Origin of the sequence: Streptomyces sp. NPDC005266 (assembly GCF_040607655.1) — a bacterium.
Classification (GTDB): Bacteria; Actinomycetota; Actinomycetes; order Streptomycetales; family Streptomycetaceae; genus Streptomyces.
In genome coordinates this window covers 77,206-97,042 of sequence record NZ_JBEXHC010000009.1, presented here as the reverse complement: position 1 = coordinate 97,042, position 19,837 = coordinate 77,206, and the positions used below count along the sequence as shown (strand labels likewise).

General features: G+C 71.5%; 18 protein-coding genes. 5 read left to right on the top strand and 13 right to left on the bottom strand.

Annotated features, from left to right (window positions below):
* Window position 1: 1 nt before the first annotated feature.
* Window positions 2-1,285, bottom strand: a complete 1,284-nt coding sequence (locus ABZU99_RS18960) for an ABC transporter substrate-binding protein (RefSeq protein ID WP_356049419.1) — start codon at window positions 1,283-1,285, stop codon at window positions 2-4.
* Window positions 1,286-1,497: 212 nt separating this feature from the next.
* Here ABZU99_RS18960 and ABZU99_RS18955 point away from each other — a divergent pair, with 212 nt between their 5' ends.
* Window positions 1,498-3,600, top strand: a complete 2,103-nt coding sequence (locus ABZU99_RS18955; protein ID WP_356049421.1) for an NPCBM/NEW2 domain-containing protein — start codon at window positions 1,498-1,500, stop codon at window positions 3,598-3,600.
* A 38-nt stretch (window positions 3,601-3,638) separates the two neighbouring features.
* On the opposite strand, the gene ABZU99_RS18950 is transcribed toward ABZU99_RS18955, so the two are convergent.
* The gene (locus ABZU99_RS18950; protein WP_356049423.1) at window positions 3,639-5,351 is read right to left on the bottom strand and encodes a serine/threonine-protein kinase; all 1,713 of its coding nucleotides are present in this window, start codon (window positions 5,349-5,351) and stop codon (window positions 3,639-3,641) included.
* Between the two features lie 68 nt (window positions 5,352-5,419).
* Window positions 5,420-6,391 carry an ROK family protein gene (locus ABZU99_RS18945; RefSeq protein WP_355945912.1) on the bottom strand — a complete coding sequence of 324 codons (972 nt, stop codon included), beginning with the start codon at window positions 6,389-6,391 and terminating at the stop codon, window positions 5,420-5,422.
* 133 nt (window positions 6,392-6,524) lie between these two features.
* On the opposite strand from ABZU99_RS18945, the gene ABZU99_RS18940 reads away from it, so the two are divergent.
* Window positions 6,525-7,595, top strand: coding sequence for a LacI family DNA-binding transcriptional regulator (locus ABZU99_RS18940; RefSeq protein ID WP_356049425.1), 1,071 nt, complete (start codon window positions 6,525-6,527; stop codon window positions 7,593-7,595).
* Between the two features lie 90 nt (window positions 7,596-7,685).
* Window positions 7,686-8,138, top strand: a complete 453-nt coding sequence (locus ABZU99_RS18935) for a hypothetical protein (protein WP_356049427.1) — start codon at window positions 7,686-7,688, stop codon at window positions 8,136-8,138.
* A gap of 21 nt (window positions 8,139-8,159) precedes the next feature.
* Here ABZU99_RS18935 and ABZU99_RS18930 read toward each other — a convergent pair whose 3' ends face one another.
* Window positions 8,160-8,543: an SHOCT domain-containing protein gene (locus tag ABZU99_RS18930; RefSeq protein WP_355945903.1), complete on the bottom strand. Its 384-nt coding sequence runs from the start codon at window positions 8,541-8,543 to the stop codon at window positions 8,160-8,162.
* A gap of 181 nt (window positions 8,544-8,724) precedes the next feature.
* On the opposite strand from ABZU99_RS18930, the gene ABZU99_RS18925 reads away from it, so the two are divergent.
* Window positions 8,725-9,357, top strand: coding sequence for a GAP family protein (locus ABZU99_RS18925; RefSeq protein WP_355945900.1), 633 nt, complete (start codon window positions 8,725-8,727; stop codon window positions 9,355-9,357).
* 107 nt (window positions 9,358-9,464) lie between these two features.
* On the opposite strand, the gene ABZU99_RS18920 is transcribed toward ABZU99_RS18925, so the two are convergent.
* The 6 genes from ABZU99_RS18920 to ABZU99_RS18895 all read right to left on the bottom strand — a co-directional run bounded on the left by ABZU99_RS18920 (window position 9,465) and on the right by ABZU99_RS18895 (window position 15,328).
* Complete coding sequence (locus tag ABZU99_RS18920; protein WP_356049430.1) at window positions 9,465-10,676, bottom strand: hypothetical protein; 1,212 nt, start codon at window positions 10,674-10,676, stop codon at window positions 9,465-9,467.
* A 76-nt stretch (window positions 10,677-10,752) separates the two neighbouring features.
* Window positions 10,753-12,045, bottom strand: a complete 1,293-nt coding sequence (locus ABZU99_RS18915) for an aldolase/citrate lyase family protein (protein WP_356049432.1) — start codon at window positions 12,043-12,045, stop codon at window positions 10,753-10,755.
* A 158-nt stretch (window positions 12,046-12,203) separates the two neighbouring features.
* Window positions 12,204-13,166 carry an electron transfer flavoprotein subunit alpha/FixB family protein gene (locus tag ABZU99_RS18910; protein WP_355945891.1) on the bottom strand — a complete coding sequence of 321 codons (963 nt, stop codon included), beginning with the start codon at window positions 13,164-13,166 and terminating at the stop codon, window positions 12,204-12,206.
* 52 nt (window positions 13,167-13,218) lie between these two features.
* On the bottom strand, window positions 13,219-14,004 hold the full coding sequence (locus tag ABZU99_RS18905; RefSeq protein WP_355945888.1) for an electron transfer flavoprotein subunit beta/FixA family protein: 786 nt from the start codon (window positions 14,002-14,004) through the stop codon (window positions 13,219-13,221).
* Between the two features lie 237 nt (window positions 14,005-14,241).
* Window positions 14,242-14,748 (bottom strand): flavin reductase family protein, encoded by a 507-nt coding sequence (locus tag ABZU99_RS18900; protein WP_355945886.1) that lies wholly within the window; start codon window positions 14,746-14,748, stop codon window positions 14,242-14,244.
* A 193-nt stretch (window positions 14,749-14,941) separates the two neighbouring features.
* A complete protein-coding gene (locus tag ABZU99_RS18895) occupies window positions 14,942-15,328 on the bottom strand; it encodes a thioredoxin family protein (protein WP_355945883.1) in 387 nt (128 codons plus the stop codon).
* Window positions 15,329-15,530: 202 nt separating this feature from the next.
* Between ABZU99_RS18895 and ABZU99_RS18890 the strand changes: the two genes are divergently transcribed.
* Complete coding sequence (locus ABZU99_RS18890) at window positions 15,531-16,265, top strand: lysophospholipid acyltransferase family protein (RefSeq protein ID WP_355945880.1); 735 nt, start codon at window positions 15,531-15,533, stop codon at window positions 16,263-16,265.
* 41 nt (window positions 16,266-16,306) lie between these two features.
* On the opposite strand, the gene ABZU99_RS18885 is transcribed toward ABZU99_RS18890, so the two are convergent.
* The 3 genes from ABZU99_RS18885 to ABZU99_RS18875 form a co-directional block, all read right to left on the bottom strand.
* Entirely contained in the window at window positions 16,307-17,371 is a 1,065-nt protein-coding gene (locus tag ABZU99_RS18885) for a low specificity L-threonine aldolase (protein WP_356049436.1), read from the bottom strand.
* Window positions 17,368-18,153: an SDR family NAD(P)-dependent oxidoreductase gene (locus ABZU99_RS18880; protein WP_356049438.1), complete on the bottom strand. Its 786-nt coding sequence runs from the start codon at window positions 18,151-18,153 to the stop codon at window positions 17,368-17,370. Before ABZU99_RS18880 ends, ABZU99_RS18885 begins: the two co-directional genes overlap by 4 nt.
* Window positions 18,154-18,215: 62 nt before the next feature.
* Window positions 18,216-19,622: a DUF6421 family protein gene (locus ABZU99_RS18875; protein WP_355945873.1), complete on the bottom strand. Its 1,407-nt coding sequence runs from the start codon at window positions 19,620-19,622 to the stop codon at window positions 18,216-18,218.
* Window positions 19,623-19,837 lie beyond the last annotated feature (215 nt).

The following is a 19,837-nucleotide window of genomic DNA, read 5'->3' as shown; positions in this document are numbered from 1 at the left end:
CCTAGTCGCCGGCGAAGATGGTCTTCTTCTGGGACTCGATGTCCCGGGTCAGGGAGTCGATGTCGTCCGGCTTGTTGATGAACTGCTGGATCGCCCGGATCATGACCTGCGAGGCGAAGTCGGGCCGGGTGTCGCGGTCCATGAACTGCGATAGCTGCTTGGCGCCGGAGACGAGGTCGACGGCCTTCTTCTGGAGCGCGTTGTACGAGGAGGTGGACGCCTTGCTGTTGACCGCGACGTTGTTCGGGTCCCGCTTCAGATAGATGTCCTCGGCGGCCGGAGTGGCGAGGTACTTCAGCAGGTCCTTGCCCTCCTTCTGCTTCTTGGACTTCTTGGCCAGCAGAAAGCCGTCGATCGGCGCCTCGACCGCGTCCTGGCCGTGGGCGGAGTCGATCTCGGGGAAGGGGAAGAAGTCGAGGTCTTCGCGGTCCGCCTCGGAGAACTGCTGGCCCGGGTGGGGCAGCCCGAAGACCGCCATGCCCGACTTCTTCTGGGCGAGGCTCTGCGCGGCCTCCTGCCAGGTCCGTCCGTTGGCGCCCTTCTGGTGGTACGGCATGAGACCGCGCCACAGGTCGAAGACGTGTCTGACCCTGCGATCGGTCCAGGACTCCTTTCCGCCCATGAGCGAGATATGGAAGTCGTAGCCATTGGCCCGCATATTGAGATAGTCGAAGGTCCCCATGGCGGGCCAGCCGTCCTTGTCACCGAAGGCGATGGCGTCGAGCCCGTCCTTGTCCATGCGCTTGGCGAGCGCCCGGTACTCGTCAAAGGTCTTGGGGATCTCATAGCCGTGCTGTTTGAAGACGCTCTTCCGGTAGAAGACCGCCCACGGGTAGTAGTAGTACGGCACGAAGTACTGCTTGCCATCCTTGCCCGTGGACTGCGCCTTGAGCGCGTCGGAGAAGCCGTCGAAGCCCTTCCAGAGGTCGCTGATCTCGGCGAGCTGCCCCTGCTGGGCGAAGAACTGCATGCGGTAGCCGGCGAACCACATGAAGACGTCGTCCGGGGTGCCCTTGAGATAGCGGTTGACGCTCTCCTGGAACGCCTCGTGATTGACGGTGTTTACCTTGAGTTTCTTGTCCGACTTCTTCTCGTAGGCGTTGAACACCTCGGCGAACGCCTTGCGCGGCACGGCGTCCGAGGCGTTGGAGCCGATCTTCACTTCCTTGCTCGGCCCACCGCAGGCGGTGAGCAGCGTCGGGAGGGCGACCGCCCCGGCTCCGACCGCACTGCCCCGGAGCAGCGCACGGCGGGAGATCCGATGTCCTGACGATGACTGTGCCATGGCCCCCTCCACAGAGGTTCAATCAAACACAACCGAACGCGAGTGAGTGGATCTCACCCGCCCCACGGGCCCACAGTCAAGGGCTTTGACGAGATATCGGACAACCGTTATCGGTTCTCTTCCAACAGACTCCAACAGGGTCTACCGTAAACGCTCGCATGTGACGCGTTCATGACGCTGCGTCACTCCCCGCCCGGAACGGAGGACCCGCAATGCGCCACCGCTCTTCGCGTACCGCGAGACGGAGAATCATCGGAGGGCTGAGCGTCGCCCTGCTCGCCTCCCTCGGTCTTGCCGCCCCGGCCCAGGCCCAGGCCCATGCGTCCGGTACGGCCAGGGCCACCTCGCCGGCCGTGGCCCCGGCCGCGGCCCCGGCACCGGCCCCGGCGCCGAAGGCCGCATCCGGTGAAGGGCCGGCCCTCACCCCTCCGATGGGCTTCAACAACTGGAACTCAACGCGCTGCCGGGCGGAGTTCAACGAGGCGATGGTCAAGGGCATCGCCGACATCTTCGTCGCGAAGGGGCTGAAGGACGCCGGGTACCAGTACGTCAACCTGGACGACTGCTGGGCGCTGCCGCGGCGTGACGCCGATGGCAAGCTCGTCCCGGACCCCGCGCGCTTCCCGAACGGCATCAAGGCAATCGCCGACTATGTCCACTCCAAGGGGCTGAGGCTCGGTATCTACACCAGCGCGGGCACCAAGACCTGCGACAACGCCGGCTTCCCCGGGGCGCTCGGCCATGAGCGGTCCGACGCTCGGCAGTTCGCCGACTGGGGCATCGACTACCTCAAGTACGACAACTGCAATAACCAGGGCGTCGACGCCAAGCAGCGCTACCGCACCATGCGCGACGCCCTCAAGGCCGCATCCGAGACCACCGGCCGCCCCATCGTCTACAGCATCTGCGAATGGGGCCAGAACAAGCCCTGGGAATGGGCCGCGGACGTCGGGCAGCTCTGGCGCACCACCGGCGACATCAGCGACAACTGGGGCAGCATGCTGTCGATCGCCAAGCAGGATCTGCCGCTCGCGCCGTACGCCGGGCCCGGCCACTGGAACGACCCCGACATGCTGGAGGTGGGCAACGGCGGTATGACGGACACCGAGTACCGCAGCCACTTCTCGCTCTGGTCCATCATGGCCGCACCGCTGCTGATCGGCACCGATCTGCGCAAGGCCACGCCGGAGACCTACGAGATCCTCGGCAACCGCGAGGTCATCGCCATCGACCAGGACCCGCTGGGCAAGCAGGGGGTCGTGGTCTCCTCCGAGGGCGGGCGCTGGGTCATCGCCAGGCAACTGGCGGACGGCAGCCGTGCCGTCGCCCTCTTCAACGAGACCGACCGGCCGCGGCACATCGCCACGACGGCCGCCGCGGTCGGCCTGGACCAGGCGCCCGCGTACCGGCTGCGCGACGTGTGGCGGCACCAGGACTACAACACCGCCGGTGCCGTATCGGCCACCGTCCCCGCCCATGGCACCGTGCTCTACCGCGTCTCCCCCGACCGGCGCTGGGCCTCCTACCCGCCCGCCGTCGAACTCACCACCAGGGGCGCGTCGTTGACCGAGGCCGGGGCCACGGCCCCGGTCGATACGGTCCTCGCCGACCTGGGCCGCACCCCGGCCCGCGAGGTCTCGGTCCGGCTCACCGGGCCCGACGGCTGGCGGATCCGGGCCGTCTCCCCCACCCGGGTGGCCTCGCTGCCCACCGGTGCGAAGCTGCGGACGCGCTGGCGGGTCACCGCGCCCGCCGGTGCCAAGCCTGGTGCGTACGAGCTGATGGCCGGCGCCGACTACCGCTCACCGACGGGCGCCAGGGCCACCGCGCGGCTGGCCTCGACGGTCCATGTGGTGGTGGCCCCGCCCTCCGGCACCTCGTACGCGAGCGATCTGCCGTGGCTGAGCGCCCTCAATGGCTGGGGGCCGGTCGAGAAGGACACCAGCGTCGGCGAGAGCGCGGCGGGTGACGGCCGTCCGATCACCCTCGGTGGCACCGTTCACGCCAAGGGCCTGGGGGCGCACGCGCCCAGCGAGGTCACCTACTACACGGGCGGCCGGTGTACGGCCTTCACCGCCCAGGCCGGCGTGGACGACGAGGAGGGGACCGCCGGGACGGTCGCCTTCGAGGTCTGGGCCGACGGGACCAAGGTGGCCTCGACCGACACGCTGACCAACGCCGACCCCGCCAAGACGATCACGGCCGCCATCGCCGGGGCCACGACGGTCCGGCTCGTCGTCACCGACGGCGGGGACGGGGTCACCAGCGACCACGGGGACTGGGCCGACGCGGCCTTCACCTGCGCAAGCCGCTGACGCGCCGCACCCCTGGCCGGCCCTTTCCCGCATCCCCGTCAGCAGGTGGGCAGTCCGGGAAGGGGCTGGTCGTTGTCCCCGCCCTTGACGTAGACGGCGCTGACGTACACCCCGCGGTTGCCGTTGTCGTCGTCCGTCTTGACCCACCACACGTTGGTCCACTCGCCGTAGGTCTCGCGGCGGCCCAGCTTCTCCTGGCAGAAGAAGTAGCTCACGCCGTGCTTGAGGGTGCCGGCCGGCTCACCGCCGTGGGTGTACGAGGTGGCGTCACGCCACACCTCGCAGTTGTGCTTGCCGCCGCCGATGTCACGACAGGCCGGTGGCGCATCGGGAGACGGCGAGCCGCCGCCGGTGCCCGCGCCCCCGTCCTGCTTGCCTCGCTCCTGCTTGCCTCCCTCCTGCTTGCCGCCCCCGTCCTGCTCGCCGCCACCGTCCGAGCCCTCGCCGGAGCCGCCCGCCGCGCCACCGCCCTTCTCGCCGCCGCCGTCACCGTCCGCCGTGCGCCCAGCGGACGGTGAGCGGACGTCATCCGGCTCGGTGCCGCCTTCTTGGGCCTTCTCGTTCGCCTTTCCACCGTCCGGCGACGCGGTGGACGAGGCCCTGGGCGACGCCTTGGCCGACCCCGCCGCCGAGGTGTCACCGTCGTCCCGGACGAGCGCGTACGTCACTCCGCCCCCGGCGAGCAGGGCGGCGGCCACCGCGGCCGCGATCAGCGCCCGCCGGCGCCCCGTGCCCGGCGTGTTGACTCTCCGGGTGGCCGACATCCCTTGCGCCCCGCCGCTCACGACCGCCTCCGCCCGGGGTGGCGGGCCGAATCCCCGGGCGGGAACGACCGCCCCCTCCGCCACGGTCGGGGTCCTCGGGGCCTGCCGCGGACCCGCCTGCGGCTCGGGTGTCTCCCCGGCGGCGACCGCCTCCAGCATCCGCCGCGCCTCGGCGGCCGTCGGCCGGCCCTCCGGATCCTTGTCCATCAGCGCCCGCAGGACGGGCGCCAGCGGCCCGGCCCGGCGCGGCTCCGGCAGCGGTTCGGTGACGATCGCGGTCAGCGTCGACCATACGGAGGTGCGGCGGAACGGCGACGAGCCCTCCACCGCCGCGTACAGCGTCATGCCCAGCGCCCAGACGTCCGAGGCGGGACCCGGCTGCTGCCCCTGTGCGCGCTCGGGCGCGAGATAGTCCAGCGAGCCGATCAGCTCACCGCTGCGCGTCAGTTTGGTGGCCGCGCCGTCGTCGGGCGCCTCCATGCTGGCGATGCCGAAGTCGGTGAGCACGACCCGGCCCCCGGGGTCCAGCAGCACATTGCCGGGCTTCACATCCCGGTGCAGCACGCCGGCGTCGTGGCCCGCGCCGAGCGCGTCGGCGACCTTCGCGCCGATGCGGGCGGCCTCCCGGGGGTCGAGGACGCCGCGCTCGTCCACCACATCGTCCAGCGACGGGCCGTCGATCAGCTCCATGACGATGACGGGCAGCCCGTCCTCGTCGGTCACATCGTGGACCGTGATCACTCCGGAGTGCCGGATCCGGGCCGCGGCCCGCGCCTCCCGCTGCATCCGGGTGCGCAGATCGGCCAACTCCGCGCTGGACGCGTCGGTGTGGGCGCGCAGCACCTTGACCGCGACCTCGCGGCCGAGCACCTCGTCCACGGCCCGGCAGACCACCCCCATGCCGCCGCGGCCGAGCCGGCCCGTCACCCGGTACCGCCCGCCCAGCAGCCTGCCGGACAGATCGCCGCTCATGTCCCCCGGTGCCACGTTCTGGCTCCCCCTTGTGCGCCGTGTTCCGCCGGAACAGCTTAGGGACCCACGGTGACAGCCGCGGCTCAACCGGCGATAGGGGGCGTGCCCGCCCGGAAACCCTCCAGCCGCACCTCCTGGGCCGCCGCGGCGGCCGCGCCGACCAGCCCCGCGTCGGTGCCCGTCTGCGCCGGTACGACCTCCAGCCCCTGGACGAACGACAGCGTCGCGTAGTCGCGCAGGGCGCGCCGCAGGGGCGCGAAGAGCACGTCCCCGGCGCCCGCCACCCCGCCGCCCACGACCGCCACCTCGATCTCCACGAGCGTCGCGGTCGCCGCGATTCCGGCGGCAAGGGCCTGTGCGGCGCGCTCGAAGGATGCCTGTGCCACCGGATCCCCGGCCCGTGCGGAGACGGCGACGGCCTCGGCTCCGGTGTCCCCGTCCGGGCCCGGGAGCCAGCCGTCGTCCAGGGCGCGGCGGGCTATGTTGGGACCGCTGGCGATGCGTTCGACGCAGCCGCGCCCGCCGCATGGGCACAGGTCCCCGTCCAACTCGACGCTGATGTGGCCGATGTGCCCGGCGTTACCGGTCGGACCGGGGTGCAGCCGGCCGCCCAGCACGAGCCCGCCGCCCACCCCGGTGGACACGACCATGCACAGCGCGTCCGTACGCCCGCGTGCCGCGCCCTGCCAGTGCTCCGCGGCGGTCATCGCCACCCCGTCGCCCACCAGCGTCACCGGCAGCGTGCCGGTCCTCTCCCGGACCCCGGCGACCAGCGGGAAGTCGCGCCAGCCGGGGATGTTGACGGGGCTTACGGTGCCCACGGAGGCGTCCACCGGGCCCGCGCTGCCGATCCCGACGGCGGCGACCCGCGACCAGTGGGCGGTGCCCGACAGCTCTTCGAGCACCGCCGAGACCTGCCGCATCACCGTCGCGCCGTCCTCCTGGGCGGGGGTGGCGCGGCGGGCCCGTGCGACCAGCTTGCCGCTGCCGTCCACCAGGGCACCCGCGATCTTGGTGCCGCCGATGTCCAGCGCGGCGATGAGGTCACGTGGCATAGCTGTCGACTCTCCTGGTGGGCCTGGGTGGCATCGGTGTGCGGCTACAGTCTTCCTTGCCGTTGACAACGTTGTCCAGCGGCTATGCTCGACACCCTTCCGCCATGCCGACCAGCGACGGGACGAGCGCACCGTGACCGACACCGCCCCGGATACCGCCAGCCGCACCCCCGCACGCCGCTACGGCACCCGGCCGACGATGAAGGACGTCGCCGCGCGGGCCGGGGTCGGCCTCAAAACCGTCTCCAGAGTCGTCAACGGCGAGGCGGGTGTCACTCCCGACACCGAACGGCGCGTCCAGGAGGCCATCACCGCGCTGGGCTTCCGTCGCAACGACAGCGCCCGCATCCTCCGCAAGGGCCGCACCGCGAGCATCGGCCTGGTGCTGGAGGATCTGGCCGACCCCTTCTACGGACCGCTGAGCCGCGCCGTCGAAGAGGTCGCCCGCGCCCATGGCGCGCTGCTGATCAACGGTTCCAGCGCCGAGAACCCCGAGCGCGAGCAGGAGCTGGTGCTCGCCCTGTGCGCGCGCCGGGTCGACGGCCTCGTCGTCATCCCGGCCGGCCATGACCACCGCTATCTGGCACCCGAGATGGCGGCCGGGGTCGCCACCGTCTTCGTCGACCGCCCGGCGGGCCGGATAGACGCCGACGCGGTGCTCTCCGACAGCTTCGGCGGCGCGCGCGACGCGGTGGCCCATCTGATCGCCCACGGCCACCGCCGGATCGGCTTCCTCGGCGACCAGCCCAACATCCACACCGCCGCCGAGCGGCTGCGCGGCTACCACGCGGCCATGCGCCACGCCGGGCTCCCGGTCCATGACGCCTGGGTCTCACTCGGCCCCACCGACCCGCGGCGGGTACGGACCGCGGCCACCGCCATGATGGACGCCGTGGAGCCGGTCACCGCGCTCTTCGCGGGCAACAACCGGGTGACGGTCACCGTCGTACGGGTGCTTGCCGAGCGCCCCGAGCCCGCTCCCCCCGTCGCCCTCGTCGGCTTCGACGACTTCGAGCTCGCCGATCTGCTCTCCCCCGGCATCACCGTGATAGCCCAGGACTCGGCCCAGCTCGGCCGCGCCGCCGCCGATCTGCTCTTCCGCCGGCTCGACGGCGCGGGGGGCGAACCGCGGCGGGTCGTGCTGCCGACCCGGCTGATCGCGCGGGGATCGGGCGAACTGCCCCCGGCGGCCTCCGCGTCCTGAACGGACCCGCCCCGGTTGCCCCGGCCCCCGGCCGCCCGCAGGGTGGGGGCGGAGGGCCGGGACCCGAAGTGGCGGAACGAGGGAGACGCGATGAGCGGGCGCCGAATGCGGACGATCTGCGCGGTGAGCCTCATGGCCGCGCTGGCGGCGGCGGCCGCCGGCTGCTCGGACGGCGGTGGCGAGCCGTCGTCCGCGGTGTCCCGGGCCTCCGCCGCCATCGGGTCTGCCGAGGCCTCCGCGAAGGCGCAGCTGAAGAAGATCAAGGGCGGGGCCAACGCCAAGGGCGACGTGAAGGCCGGCTCCGTCTCACTCGACAAGAGCGGACAGGCCGTGGCCCGGATCACCATCACCAACAAGAGCCACAACACGGCGGACTACGCGATGGAGGTCAACTTCCGCGATGCGGATGGGGACCTGGTCGACGCCACACTCCTGCGGGTCCCCTCGGTCCGCCCGAACACCCCGAGACAGGCCACCGCCCGCAGCCACCGCAAGCTCACCGGCCACATCACGGCGCAGATCGGCCACGCGGTGCGGTACTGAACACCACGCGGCCGAACCTTCTCAGGCGGCGAGCACCTTGGCCTTGGCCCGCTCGTACTCCTCGGCCGTGAGGTCGCCGTGATCCTTCAGCTCCACCAGGCGCGACAGCTCCTCCGCGCGACCGGTGCCGCCGGCCTCGCGTACGAACTCCCGGAGCTCCTCCTCGGCCTGCTCGGCCCGCCTCATCTCGCGCCGGCCCATCTCACGGCCCCGTGCGATCAGGTACACGCAGACGCCGAGGAAGGGCAGCAGGATGACGAAGACCGTCCAGCCCGCCTTGGCCCAGCCGCTCACCGAGTCGTCGCTGAAGAGATCCGCGAACACCCGGAAGAGCAGGAACAGCCACAACACCCAGAGAAAGACCCACATCGTGGTCAGGAAAACATTCAGCAACGGGTAACTCATCTGTGCCTCCCGTCGGACACGCCCGGCGGCGCGAGGCACCGCCAGGGCCCAACGTCTTCAGCCTACGTCGCCGGAGCACCGCCGCAGGCGACGCGAGGGCCCCGGTCGGCGCAGCACCGGATGCCGTGCGGCCGCCGGTGCGTACGAATGGAGACACGACCGACGGCGGGAAGGACGGGCCATGGATCTCCAGATTCTCCCGCTCGCCGTCACCATGATGGCGGGCCCGCAGATCGTGGCCGCCGTCGTTCTGGTGACCACCGCGCGGCCGGTGCCGGTCTCCCTGGCGTTTCTGCTCGGGGTGGCGTTCGCGACGACGCTGGGGGTGGCCATCGCCAGGCGGATCTTCGGGCTGCTGGGCAACGCGGTCGCGCCGGGCAGCCCGTCCGACCGCGGGGCGTTCGCGACCGTCCTCCAACTGGTGCTGGTGGGGCTGCTGGTGGTGGTCGCGGTGAAGAACTATGTGCGGCGGAAGACGGTCGAGCCTCCGAAGTGGCTGGGCTCGCTGATGAAGGCGGGCCCCTACCGGGCGTTCATGACGGGTTTTCTGATCATCCTGGTCATGCCGTCCGACATCGTGGTCATGCTGACGGTCGGGGCGTCCTTGCGGCAGCACGGGGCGGGCCTGGTGTCGGCGGTGCCGTTCATCGCCGCCACTGTGCTGATCGCGGCGCTGCCGCTGCTGGTCTATCTCCTCTTCCGGAACCGCGCACGGCGGGTGATGCCCCGGGTCCGCGAGTGGCTCACCACCCACAGCTGGGTGGTCAATATCGCCGCCTGCCTGATCTTCATCGTGCTCCTCCTGAGCCCCTGAGGGCTCCTAGGCGGATGCGGTGAAGTTCGCCGCTGATCCCTCGCCGTTCGGCCTGGCCGAGGGCTTGGACGCCGAAAAGGATCAGCACTTGACTTCGCCGCATCCGCTTAGCGGCCCCTGCCGTGAGCACCGGCGCGGCCGGTGGCGGCCAACAGCGCGATCACCGCGAGCGCGGCGAGCAGGATCAGCACCAGGAAGAGCACCGTCAGCACGGTGGGGTGGTTCCACAGGGCGAACACCCCGGCGGGCACCAGCAGCGCCGTCGTCGTCAGTCCCCGTCGGTGGTCCGCGGTCCAGGTCCCGGCCCGGCCCGTGCGCATCCCGCGGGCCGCGCCCCAGGACGCCGCGCTCTCGGCTGCCCGCTCGGCCCCGCCCCGTACGGCGCGCGGCAGCCGGCCGGGGCCCGTCAGATAGGCGCCGAGCGCGACGACCACGCCGAGCACCAGCACGGTCGCCACGGTGACGCGCAGAAAGCGGGTGACGGTGTCGAAGATCACCGAGGCGGCCGCCCGGGACAGCACGCTCGGCGGCACATGGTCCAGGTAGTACCGGCGGCCGACGGCCAGCGTGAGCGCCAGAGCGAGGGAAGCGACAGCGGTGCCGAGGGCGGCGCGGGCCAGGGCGCGGCGGCGCCGGCGGGCGAGCAGCACTCCGGTGCCGCCGAGGGTCACGGTCAGCGCGGGCATCCAGTTGCCGGCCAGATCGAGCAGGCGCACCCCGCGCCGGATGGTGTCGAGCCGGTGGGAGTGGAAGAGGACGAGCCGCTGTTCGATGTCGGGGATGCCGCTCGCCGAGGGGAATCCGGCGTCCACGAGTTGCCGTTTGACCTTCTTCACGGCGACGCCGACGTTGAGCGTGACCGTGTCGCCCTCCACCCGGACCGGGCCGCCGCCCTTGCCGGTGAGGGCGTCCACCACGGCGGTGTGGGCAGCGCGGTTGGCGCCGGTCCACACGGCGGTGAACTGGTCGCTGTGCACGATGTGCCTCGCCACCCTTCGCACCGCCTGGTCGAGCGCCGCGTCCAGCTGCGGCGCCAGCCCCTCGATGGTGTCGGCGGCCTCGGCCGGGAGGCCGTGGGCGCGCAGCCAGTCGGCGATGTCGGCGGTGATCTCCCGGCTGTTGCGGCGGATGTCGACGGCCTGGCCGACGTGGTCCACGGCGGCGTCCTGGACCGCCGGGTCCTTCGCGAGCGGGGCGACCGTCGCCACATAGCGCTCGGTGTCCAGGAGACTGTCATGGACCCACACCGTCAGCACGGACACCGGTACGAGGAGGCACCCGAGCAGGATCAGCAGGGCCGAGACGGCGCTTCTGGCCATGACAACATCTCCCGCCCTCGGGGACGGTGCCGCATCCCGGGTGACACGTCCGGGTGAGCGGATGTGGCCAGGCGGCTCAGATGGTGGTCACGGCGCGCCCGGCCAGCGCGTCGAGGTCGGCGCGGGCCAGCCCGGTCAGCCGCTCGATCTCGGCGCCGTCGAGGGCCCCGCAGTCCAGGCCGCGCAGCAGATGACCGCTGAGCGCCTTGGCGGTGGCGGGCTCGTCGGCGATGCCGCCGCCGCTTGCGGCGGTGCGGTCCACGTACGCCGCGAGCCGTGTCGCGGCCTCCTCCAGCCCCTCGCGGTAGAAGGCGTAGACGGCCGCGTAGCGGGTGGGCAGATGGCCGGGGTGCATGTCCCAGCCCTGGTAGTACGCGCGGGCCAGGGACCGCCGGACGAGGCGGTGGTGGAGCCGCCAGGCCTCGTGGACCCGCTCGGCGGGGCCGACGGGCAGCACGTTCGTCGAGCCGTCGCACAGCCGTACGCCGGTGCCCGCGGCGGCGACCTGCATGACGGCCTTGGCGTGGTCGGCGACGGGGTGGTCCAGGGACTGGTGGGCCGCGCCCACGCCGCAGGAGGCGCTGTAGTCGAAGGTGCCGTAGTGCAGCCCGGTGGCCCGCCCTTCGGCGGCGTCGATCATACGGGCGACGGTTGCGCGGCCGTCCGGGCCGAGGATCGCCTGGGTGGTCTCGATCTGGATCTCGAAGCCGATCCGGCCCGCCGTGAGCCCGCGCGCCCTCTCGAACTCCTCGCACAGCCGGACCATGGCCCTGACCTGCTCGGGGTACGTCACCTTGGGGAGGGTGAGCACCAGTTCCGCCGGGAGCCCGCCGGCCTCCGTCAGACCGGTGAGGAAGATGTCCAGGGTGCGGATGGCCCGGTCGCGCACGGCGGCCTCCAGGCACTTCATCCTGATGCCCACGTAAGGAGGCGCGGTGCCCGCCGCGCAGGCGGCCGCGACGAGGGAGGCGGCGCGGGCGGCTGCGGCGTCCTCCTCGGCGTCGGGGCGCGGGCCGTAGCCGTCCTCGAAGTCGATGCGCAGGTCCTCCACGGGCTCGCGCTCCAGCTTGGCGCGCGTGCGCGCGTACACCGGCCCGGACAGGTCGTCCGGGAGGGAGAGGACGGCGGCGAAGGAGGCGGCGTCGGGGGCGTGCCGGTCAAGGAGGGCCAGCGCCTGGTCGCCCCAGTCGCGCACGGTGCCGGCGGTGATGAGGTCGGCGGGGACGTAGACGGTGTGGACGGGCTGGCGGGTGCCGGGGTCGCCGGGGTAACGGCGGGCGAGTTCGGCGTCGACGCCGGCGAGAGATGCGGCGAGGGATTCCCGTACGGCGCCCGGAAGGCTGGTCTTCACCGTCTCGCGCCGCGCCATGCCTACACCTCCGTCATTCCGCGCTGCGGAATGAACAATCCGCCCAGCGAAGTTATCCGGGGCCTGACCGCGGGTCAACACCCCCCTCGCAGGCGCGAGGCCCCGTACGCGGGATGCGTACGGGGCCTCGCGGACGTCGCCGGGACGGGTCGAACGGGTCAGCCCTTGCGGGTCTTGACCTCCTCGGTCAGCTGCGGGACGACCTCGAAGAGGTCGCCGACCACGCCGTAGTCGACCAGGTCGAAGATCGGGGCCTCGGCGTCCTTGTTGATGGCCACGATGGTCTTCGAGGTCTGCATACCGGCACGGTGCTGGATCGCGCCCGAGATGCCCGCCGCGACGTACAGCTGCGGGGAGACGGACTTGCCGGTCTGGCCCACCTGGTTGGTGTGCGGGTACCAGCCCGCGTCCACCGCGGCGCGCGAGGCGCCGACGGCGGCACCGAGGGAGTCGGCCAGCGCCTCGACGACGGGGAAGTTCTCAGCGCCGCCCACGCCACGGCCGCCGGAGACCACGATCGCGGCCTCGGTCAGCTCCGGGCGCCCGGTGGACTCGCGCGGCGTACGCGAGGTGACCTTGGTGCCGGTGGCCTTGTCGCCGAAGGAGACCTCCAGCGGCTCGACGGCGCCCGCGGCCGCAGCGGCCTCCGGGGCGGCCGAGTTCGGCTTGACGGTGATGACCGGCGTGCCCTTGGTGACCCGGGACTTGGTGGTGAACGCGGCGGCGAACACCGACTGGGTGGCAACCGGGCCCTCGTCGCCGGCCTCCAGGTCGACGGCGTCGGTGATGATGCCCGAGCCGATCCGGACCGCGAGACGGGCCGCGATCTCCTTGCTCTCCGCGGAGGACGGGAAGAGGACGGCGGCCGGGGAGACGGCCTGGTACGCGGCCTCCACCGCGTCCACCTTCGGGACCACCAGGTAGTCGGCGAACTCGGGCGCGTCGGCGGTCAGCACCCGGGCCGCGCCGTACTCGGCGAGGGTGGCGGCGGTGGCCTCGGCACCGGAGCCCAGGGCCACGGCGACGGGCTCGCCGACCCGGCGGGCCAGTGTCAGCAGTTCAAGGGTGGGCTTGCGGACGGCACCGTCCACGTGGTCGACATAGACGAGGACTTCAGCCATGGGAATCGCTCTCCTGCGGATGCGGAATGTCTGGGGGCGGCGGGGACGGGGATCAGATGAACTTCTGGCCCGCGAGGAACTCGGCGAGCTGCTTGCCGCCGTCGCCCTCGTCCTTGACGATCGTGCCCGCGGTGCGGGCGGGGCGCTCCGCGGCGCCGTCGACCGCCGTCCAGGCGCCCTCGAGGCCGACCTCGTCCGCCTCGATCTCCAGGTCCTCCAGGTCCCAGGAGGTCACCGGCTTCTTCTTGGCGGCCATGATGCCCTTGAAAGACGGGTAGCGGGCCTCACCGGACTGGTCGGTCACCGAGACCACCGCCGGCAGCGACGCCTCCAGCTGCTCGGTCGCGGTGTCGCCGTCACGGCGGCCCTTGACGGTGCCGTCCTCGACCGAGACCTCCGACAGCAGCGTGACCTGCGGGACGCCCAGACGCTCGGCGAGGATCGCAGGCAGCACGCCCATGGTGCCGTCGGTGGAGGCCATACCGCAGATGACCAGGTCGTAGCCGGTCTTCTCGACCGCCTTGGCCAGCACCAGCGAGGTGCCCAGCACATCGGTGCCGTGCAGATCGTCGTCCTCGACGTGCACGGCCTTGTCCGCCCCCATGGACAGCGCCTTGCGGAGCGCGTCCTTGGCGTCCTCCGGACCCACGGTCAGCACCGTGATCTCCGCGTCGTCCGCCTCGTCGGCGATCTGCAGTGCCTGCTCGACCGCGTACTCGTCCAGCTCAGAGAGCAGGCCGTCCACATCGTCGCGGTCGACGGTCAGGTCTTCGGCGAAGTGCCGGTCGCCGGTGGCGTCGGGCACGTACTTCACACAGACAACGATCCTCAGGCTCACGCCGGCTCTCCTACTGCATCGTCTCTTCCGAGCTGCCTTGTTTCTGGCAGCATAGGCGCCTTCGAGGGCGGTACCCGGGCGGTGCCCGGGACGGTTTTCCGGTCAGGGCGGCCCATGCGCCGAACGAAACATTACTCGCCAGTACACCCACCGCTTACTCGCCAGTACACCCACCGCTTTCCCCGGACGCAACCCGGTTGAACTGTGACCTATCCAACGGGCGATCAGCGGGACGTATCAGTCGCGCAGCGCGTTGAAGCGACCCTGGTGATACAGCAGCGGCCGACCGGCCCCGGACGGATCGCCCGCGGTCACCTCGCCGATCATCACCCGGTGGTCCCCGGCGGGTATGCGGGCCACCACTCGGCACACCAGCCACGCCACCACCCCGTCCAGCACCGGCACCCCCTCCGGCCCCGAGCGCCAGCCGGTGCCGGGGCCGAAGCGGTCCACTCCGCTGCGCGCGAAGGTCGCGGCCAGCTCCCGCTGATGTTCGCCGAGGATGTGAACACCGAAGTGCTCGGCGTCCTGGAGGATCTGCCAGCTGGAGGAGCCGGTGCCGACGCCGAAGGAGAGCAGCGGCGGCTCGGCGGCGACGGAGGCCAGCGAGGTGGCGGTGAAGCCGACCGGGCGCGAGCCGTGCGCGGTGATCACGGCGACGCCGGCGGCATGCTGCCGGAAGACCGAGCGGAAGAGGTCGGGGGCGGCGAGCGATGACGTGCCGAGATCGCGTGTTGCCGTCATGGAAGGAGTCCTTCTGCCAGAGGTACGGGCGGGGAAAGCGGTGCCGTCGTCGTCGCTCACCCGCTCGGACACCGCGCGCTCGCGGGCCGCACCAGGTCCACGTGCACACGTCCGTACAGAAGGAGTCCAGGCCGCATGAGATCACCCTGACGATGCCCGGTGCACACCGTCAAGTGCGGGCAGTCGCGGGAGATCACAGAGAGCACACCGCATCACCGAGGGCCGCGATGACATCCGCCCGGCGCGGCTGCCCACAGGCGCGCCGGACGATCCTTCCGGCCGCGTCGAGCACCAGCACGGTGGGGGTGCGGGCGATCTCCAGGGCGCGTACGAGCTCCAGGTGCGCCTCGGCGTCGATCTCGACATGGGCCACGCCCTCCACCATGGCGGCGACCTCGCCCAGCGTCCGCCGGGTGGCCCGGCAGGGCTGGCAGAAGGCGCTGGAGAACTGGACGAGCGTCGCCCGCTCCCCCAGCTGCGTACCGAGCTCGGCGGCGCTCAGCCGCCGCCCGATCGCGGCCACGCCGCCGCCCCCGTCGTGCCGCCCGTCCCGCACCTGTGTCCTCCCGATCGCCGTCATCCGTGCAGCGTCACAGTGTCCTCGGAGATTCCCCGAGGTGATGCGGAGATACCCCCGACGTGATGAGGATCTCCCGGCCGGGCGGGACCCCGCGCTAGCACAGAGAGGCGACATCGGGCACCATCTGCCAGAAGCCGGAAACCTACGGCTGCGTAACTTCCGCAGGGAGAGGCCTCCCAGGAAAACGACGAAGGGTCCCTCTATGGCAGAGCTCGTCTACCCGCCGGTGATCGGCGTCGCCCGCACCATGTTCAAGGCGCTGGATCTGCGCTTCGACATCAAGGGCACCGAGAATGTCCCCCAGCGGGGCGGCGCGGTTCTGGTGAGCAACCACATCGGGTACCTGGACTTTGTCTTCGCCGGGCTGACCGCCCGGCCGGCGGATCGACTGGTGCGCTTCATGGCGAAGGAGTCGGTCTTCCGGCACAAGGTCTCCGGGCCGCTGATGCGCGCGATGAAGCACATTCCGGTGGACCGAGCGGCCGGCATGGACGCGTACAGGCATGCCCTGAAGGCGCTGCGCTCCGGTGAGATCATCGGCGTGTTCCCCGAGGCCACCATCTCGCGGTCCTTCACCCTCAAGACCTTCAAGTCGGGCGCGGCGCGGCTGGCCCAGGAGGCGGGCGTACCGCTGCTGCCGATGGCGCTGTGGGGGACGCAGCGGCTGTGGACCAAGGGCCAGAAGCGGGCGCTGGGCCGCAACCACTTCCCGATCACCATGCGGGTCGGCGAGCCGATGGAGGCCGATCCCACGGAGCCGTCGGACACGCTGACCGACCGGCTGCGGTCACGGGTGCAGGAGCTACTGGAGGCGGCGCAGCGGGCCTATCCGGTGCGGCCGAAGGACGCGGACGACACCTGGTGGGTCCCGGCCCACCTGGGCGGCACGGCCCCCACTCCGGCCGAGGCCCTCGCCCTGGACCGCAGCGGCCGCTAGGGGCGCCCTGGGCGGGCCTGGACCGGCCCGCCCGCTCGCGGCTACCCGCGGCCCATCTCCTCCTTCAGGGCCGTGACGAAGCCGTCGACGTCCTCTTCCGTGGTGTCGAAGGAGCACATCCAGCGCACATCGCCGGCCGCCTCGTCCCAGAAGTAGAAGCGGTACCGCTTCTGCAGGCGCTCGCTCACATCGTGCGGCAGCCGGGCGAAGACCGCGTTGGCCTGCACCGGGTGGAGGATCTTCACCCCGTCCACCCCGCGGACGCCCTCGGCCAGCCGCTGGGCCATGGTGTTGGCGTGGCGGGCGTTGCGCAGCCACAGGTCGCGGCTGAGCAGGGCCTCCAGCTGTACGGAGACGAACCGCATCTTGGACGCCAGCTGCATGGACAGCTTGCGCAGATGCTTCATGGCGCCCACCGCGTCCGGGTCGAGGACGACGACGGCCTCGCCGAAGAGCATGCCGTTCTTCGTACCGCCGAAGGACAGCACGTCCACGCCCGCCACATTGGTGAGCGACCGCATCGGCACGTCCAGTGACGCGGCCGCGTTGGCTATCCGGGCGCCGTCGAGGTGCACCTTCATCCCGCGCTCATGGGCGTGCTCGCAGATCGCCCGGATCTCCTCCACCGTATAGACGGTGCCCAGCTCGGTGTTCTGGGCGAGGGAGACGACCTGCGGCATCGCCCGGTGCTCATCGTTCCAGCCCCACGCCTGGCGGTCGATGAGCTCGGGGGTGAGCTTGCCGTCCTCCGTGGGCACGGTGAGCAGCTTCAGCCCGCCGACCCGCTCGGGGGCGCCGCACTCGTCCACGTTGATGTGCGCGGTCTCGGCGCAGATCACCGCGCCCCAGCGGTCGGTGAGGGCCTGCAGGGCGACGACGTTGGCGCCGGTCCCGTTGAAGACCGGGAACGCCTGCGCGTACGGGCCGAAGTGGGTGCGCACCACGTGCTGCAGATGCGCGGTGTAGTCGTCCTCGCCGTAGGCGACCTGGTGGCCTCCGTTGGCGAGGGCGAGCGCGGCCAGGATCTCCGGGTGGGCGCCCGCGTAGTTGTCACTGGCGAAGCCGCGTATCTCGGGGTCGTGGTGACGCCGGGCGTCGGTTCTCACGGCTTGGGGGTCAGCCACAGGCGGGTTCCGTTCACTTCCTTGGCGGGCCGCTCCCAGACTCCGGTGATGGCCTCGGCCAGCTCCTTGACGTCCGTGAAGCCCGCGAACTTCGCGTTGGGGCGCTCCGCGCGCATCGCGTCGTGCACCAGCGCCTTGACCACCAGGATGGCAGCGGCGGCGGCCGGGCCGCCCTCGCCCCCCAGTTTGCGGAAGGAATCGGCGAGCGCGAGCGTCCACGCCTCGGCGGCGGCCTTGGCGGCGGCGTACGCGGCGTTGCCGGCGGTGGGCTGGGAGGCGCCCGCCGCGCTGATCAGCACATAGCGCCCGTTGCCACTGCGCTGCAGGGCGTCGTGGAAGGCGAGCGAGGTGTGCTGGGCGGTCCTGATCAGCAGATTGTGGAGGGTGTCCCAGTCGGCGAGCGGGGCGTCGGCGAAGGTCTTGCCGCCGCGCCAGCCGCCGACCAGATGCACCAGACCGTCGATCCGGCCGAACTCCTTCTCGGTGCGGTCGGCCCACGCCCGAGTGGCGTCCAGGTCGAGCAGGTCGACCGTCTCGCCGGTGACGCTGGCGCCGCCGTGGGCCCAGCGCGCCGCGTCCACGGCCTCCGCGAGCCGGGCGGGGTCGGAGTCGGAGGCGACGACCGTGGCCCCGGCCTCGGCGAGGCGGAGCAGCGCGGCGCGGCCCGCCGGGCCGGCCGCCCCGGCCACCGCCACCACCGCGCCGTCCAGCGGCCCCTGGCCACCCGGCTCGTTGGGGGTCGGGCTCGACGTCGGTGTGGTCATGGTCGTCGTCTCCTCGTCGCTCATCCCTGCCGCAGGCCCCGCCGCGTTCCCCGCCATGGGACTCACGCCGCCGCTCGTACGTCGCCGTGCCCGCCGTCGGCGGTGATGCCCTTGGTCGAGGCGACCACATCGCGCAGCTTCTTGGCCAGTGCCTCGTAGAACATGCTCAGCGGAAACTCGTCGGGGAGCACGTCGTCGACGAGTTTGCGCGGCGGCTGGGTCAGGTCCAGGGCGTCGGGGCCCTTGGCCCAGACCGAGCCGGGGTGGGGTGCGAGGTAGGTCGACACCAGCTCGTACGCCTTGAACCAGTGGACGAGCTTGGGCCGGTCGATGCCGTCGCGGTAGAGCTTCTCGATCTCACCGCAGAGCTGGTTGGTGACCTGCGAGGCGCGGGACCAGTCGATATGCAGGGTGTTGTCCGTCCAGCGTACGACGTCGTGCTGGTGGAGGTAGGCGAAGAGCAACTGGCCGCCGAGCCCGTCGTAGTTGCGGACACGCTCGCCGGTGACGGGGAACCGGAACATCCGGTCGAAGATCACCGCGTACTGGACGTCGCGAGCCTGTGCGACGCCCTCGGCCTCCAGCTTCACGGCCTCCTTGAAGGCGGTGAGATCGCAGCGCAGCTCCTCCAGGCCGTACATCCAGAACGGCTGGCGCTGCTTGATCATGAAGGGATCGAAGGGCAGATCGCCATGGCTGTGGGTACGGTCGTGGACCATGTCCCACAGGGCGAATGCCTCCTGGCAGCGGTGCTGGTCGGCGAGCATGTCCCGGATGTCGTCGGGAAGTTCGAGGCCCAGCGTCCGGACGGCGGCCTCGCTGACCCGGCGGAAGCGGGCCGCCTCGCGGTCGCAGAAGATGCCGCCCCAGGCGAACCGCTCGGGGGCCTCGCGGACGGCGATGGTCTCCGGGAAGAGGACCGCGGAGTTGGTGTCGTAGCCGGAGGTGAAGTCCTCGAAGGCCAGACCGCAGTAGAGCGGGTTGTCGTAGCGGGTGCGCTCCAGCTCGGCGAGCCAGTCCGGCCAGACCATACGCAGCACGACGGCTTCCAGATTGCGGTCGGGGTTGCCGTTCTGCGTGTACATGGGGAAGACAACGAGGTGCTGGAGGCCATCGGCGCGGCTCTTGGCGGGCTGGAAGGCGAGCAGCGAGTCGAGGAAGTCGGGCACCCGGAAGCCGTCGTCGGCCCAGCGGCGCAGATCGGCGACGACCGCGCGATGGTACTCGGCGTCGTGCGGAAGCAGCGGGGCCAGCTCCTCAATGGCCTCGATCACCCGATCGGTGGTGGCCCGGACCCGGTCATGGGCCGGCGCGCCCTCCGCGTCGAAGTCGATCGAACCGTCCTTGGACTGCCAGGGGCGAATCGTTTCTACAGCGCCCTTGAGGATCGGCCAGGCCGGGTGTTCGACCACACGCTCTGAAGGCAGAACGCCACCGTCTGCTATCGCGGGCGAAAGGATTTCCGTCATGACCACTCCTCTACCGGAGAAACTCTCGTCAAGACACCGTATCCATGGACGCTTCCCCTGCTCAAGTGACGGTACGGGAAATTATCCTGCGCCACACCCGCACCGCCGCTGTTTTTCCTGCCCCATCCGGGTGCACCCATGCCATGGGCGCGCCCTGGCGGTCCTGCCACCCTCGGCCGTTAGGCTGTGCGCCGGTCCGGGCAGCCTGCCTCCAC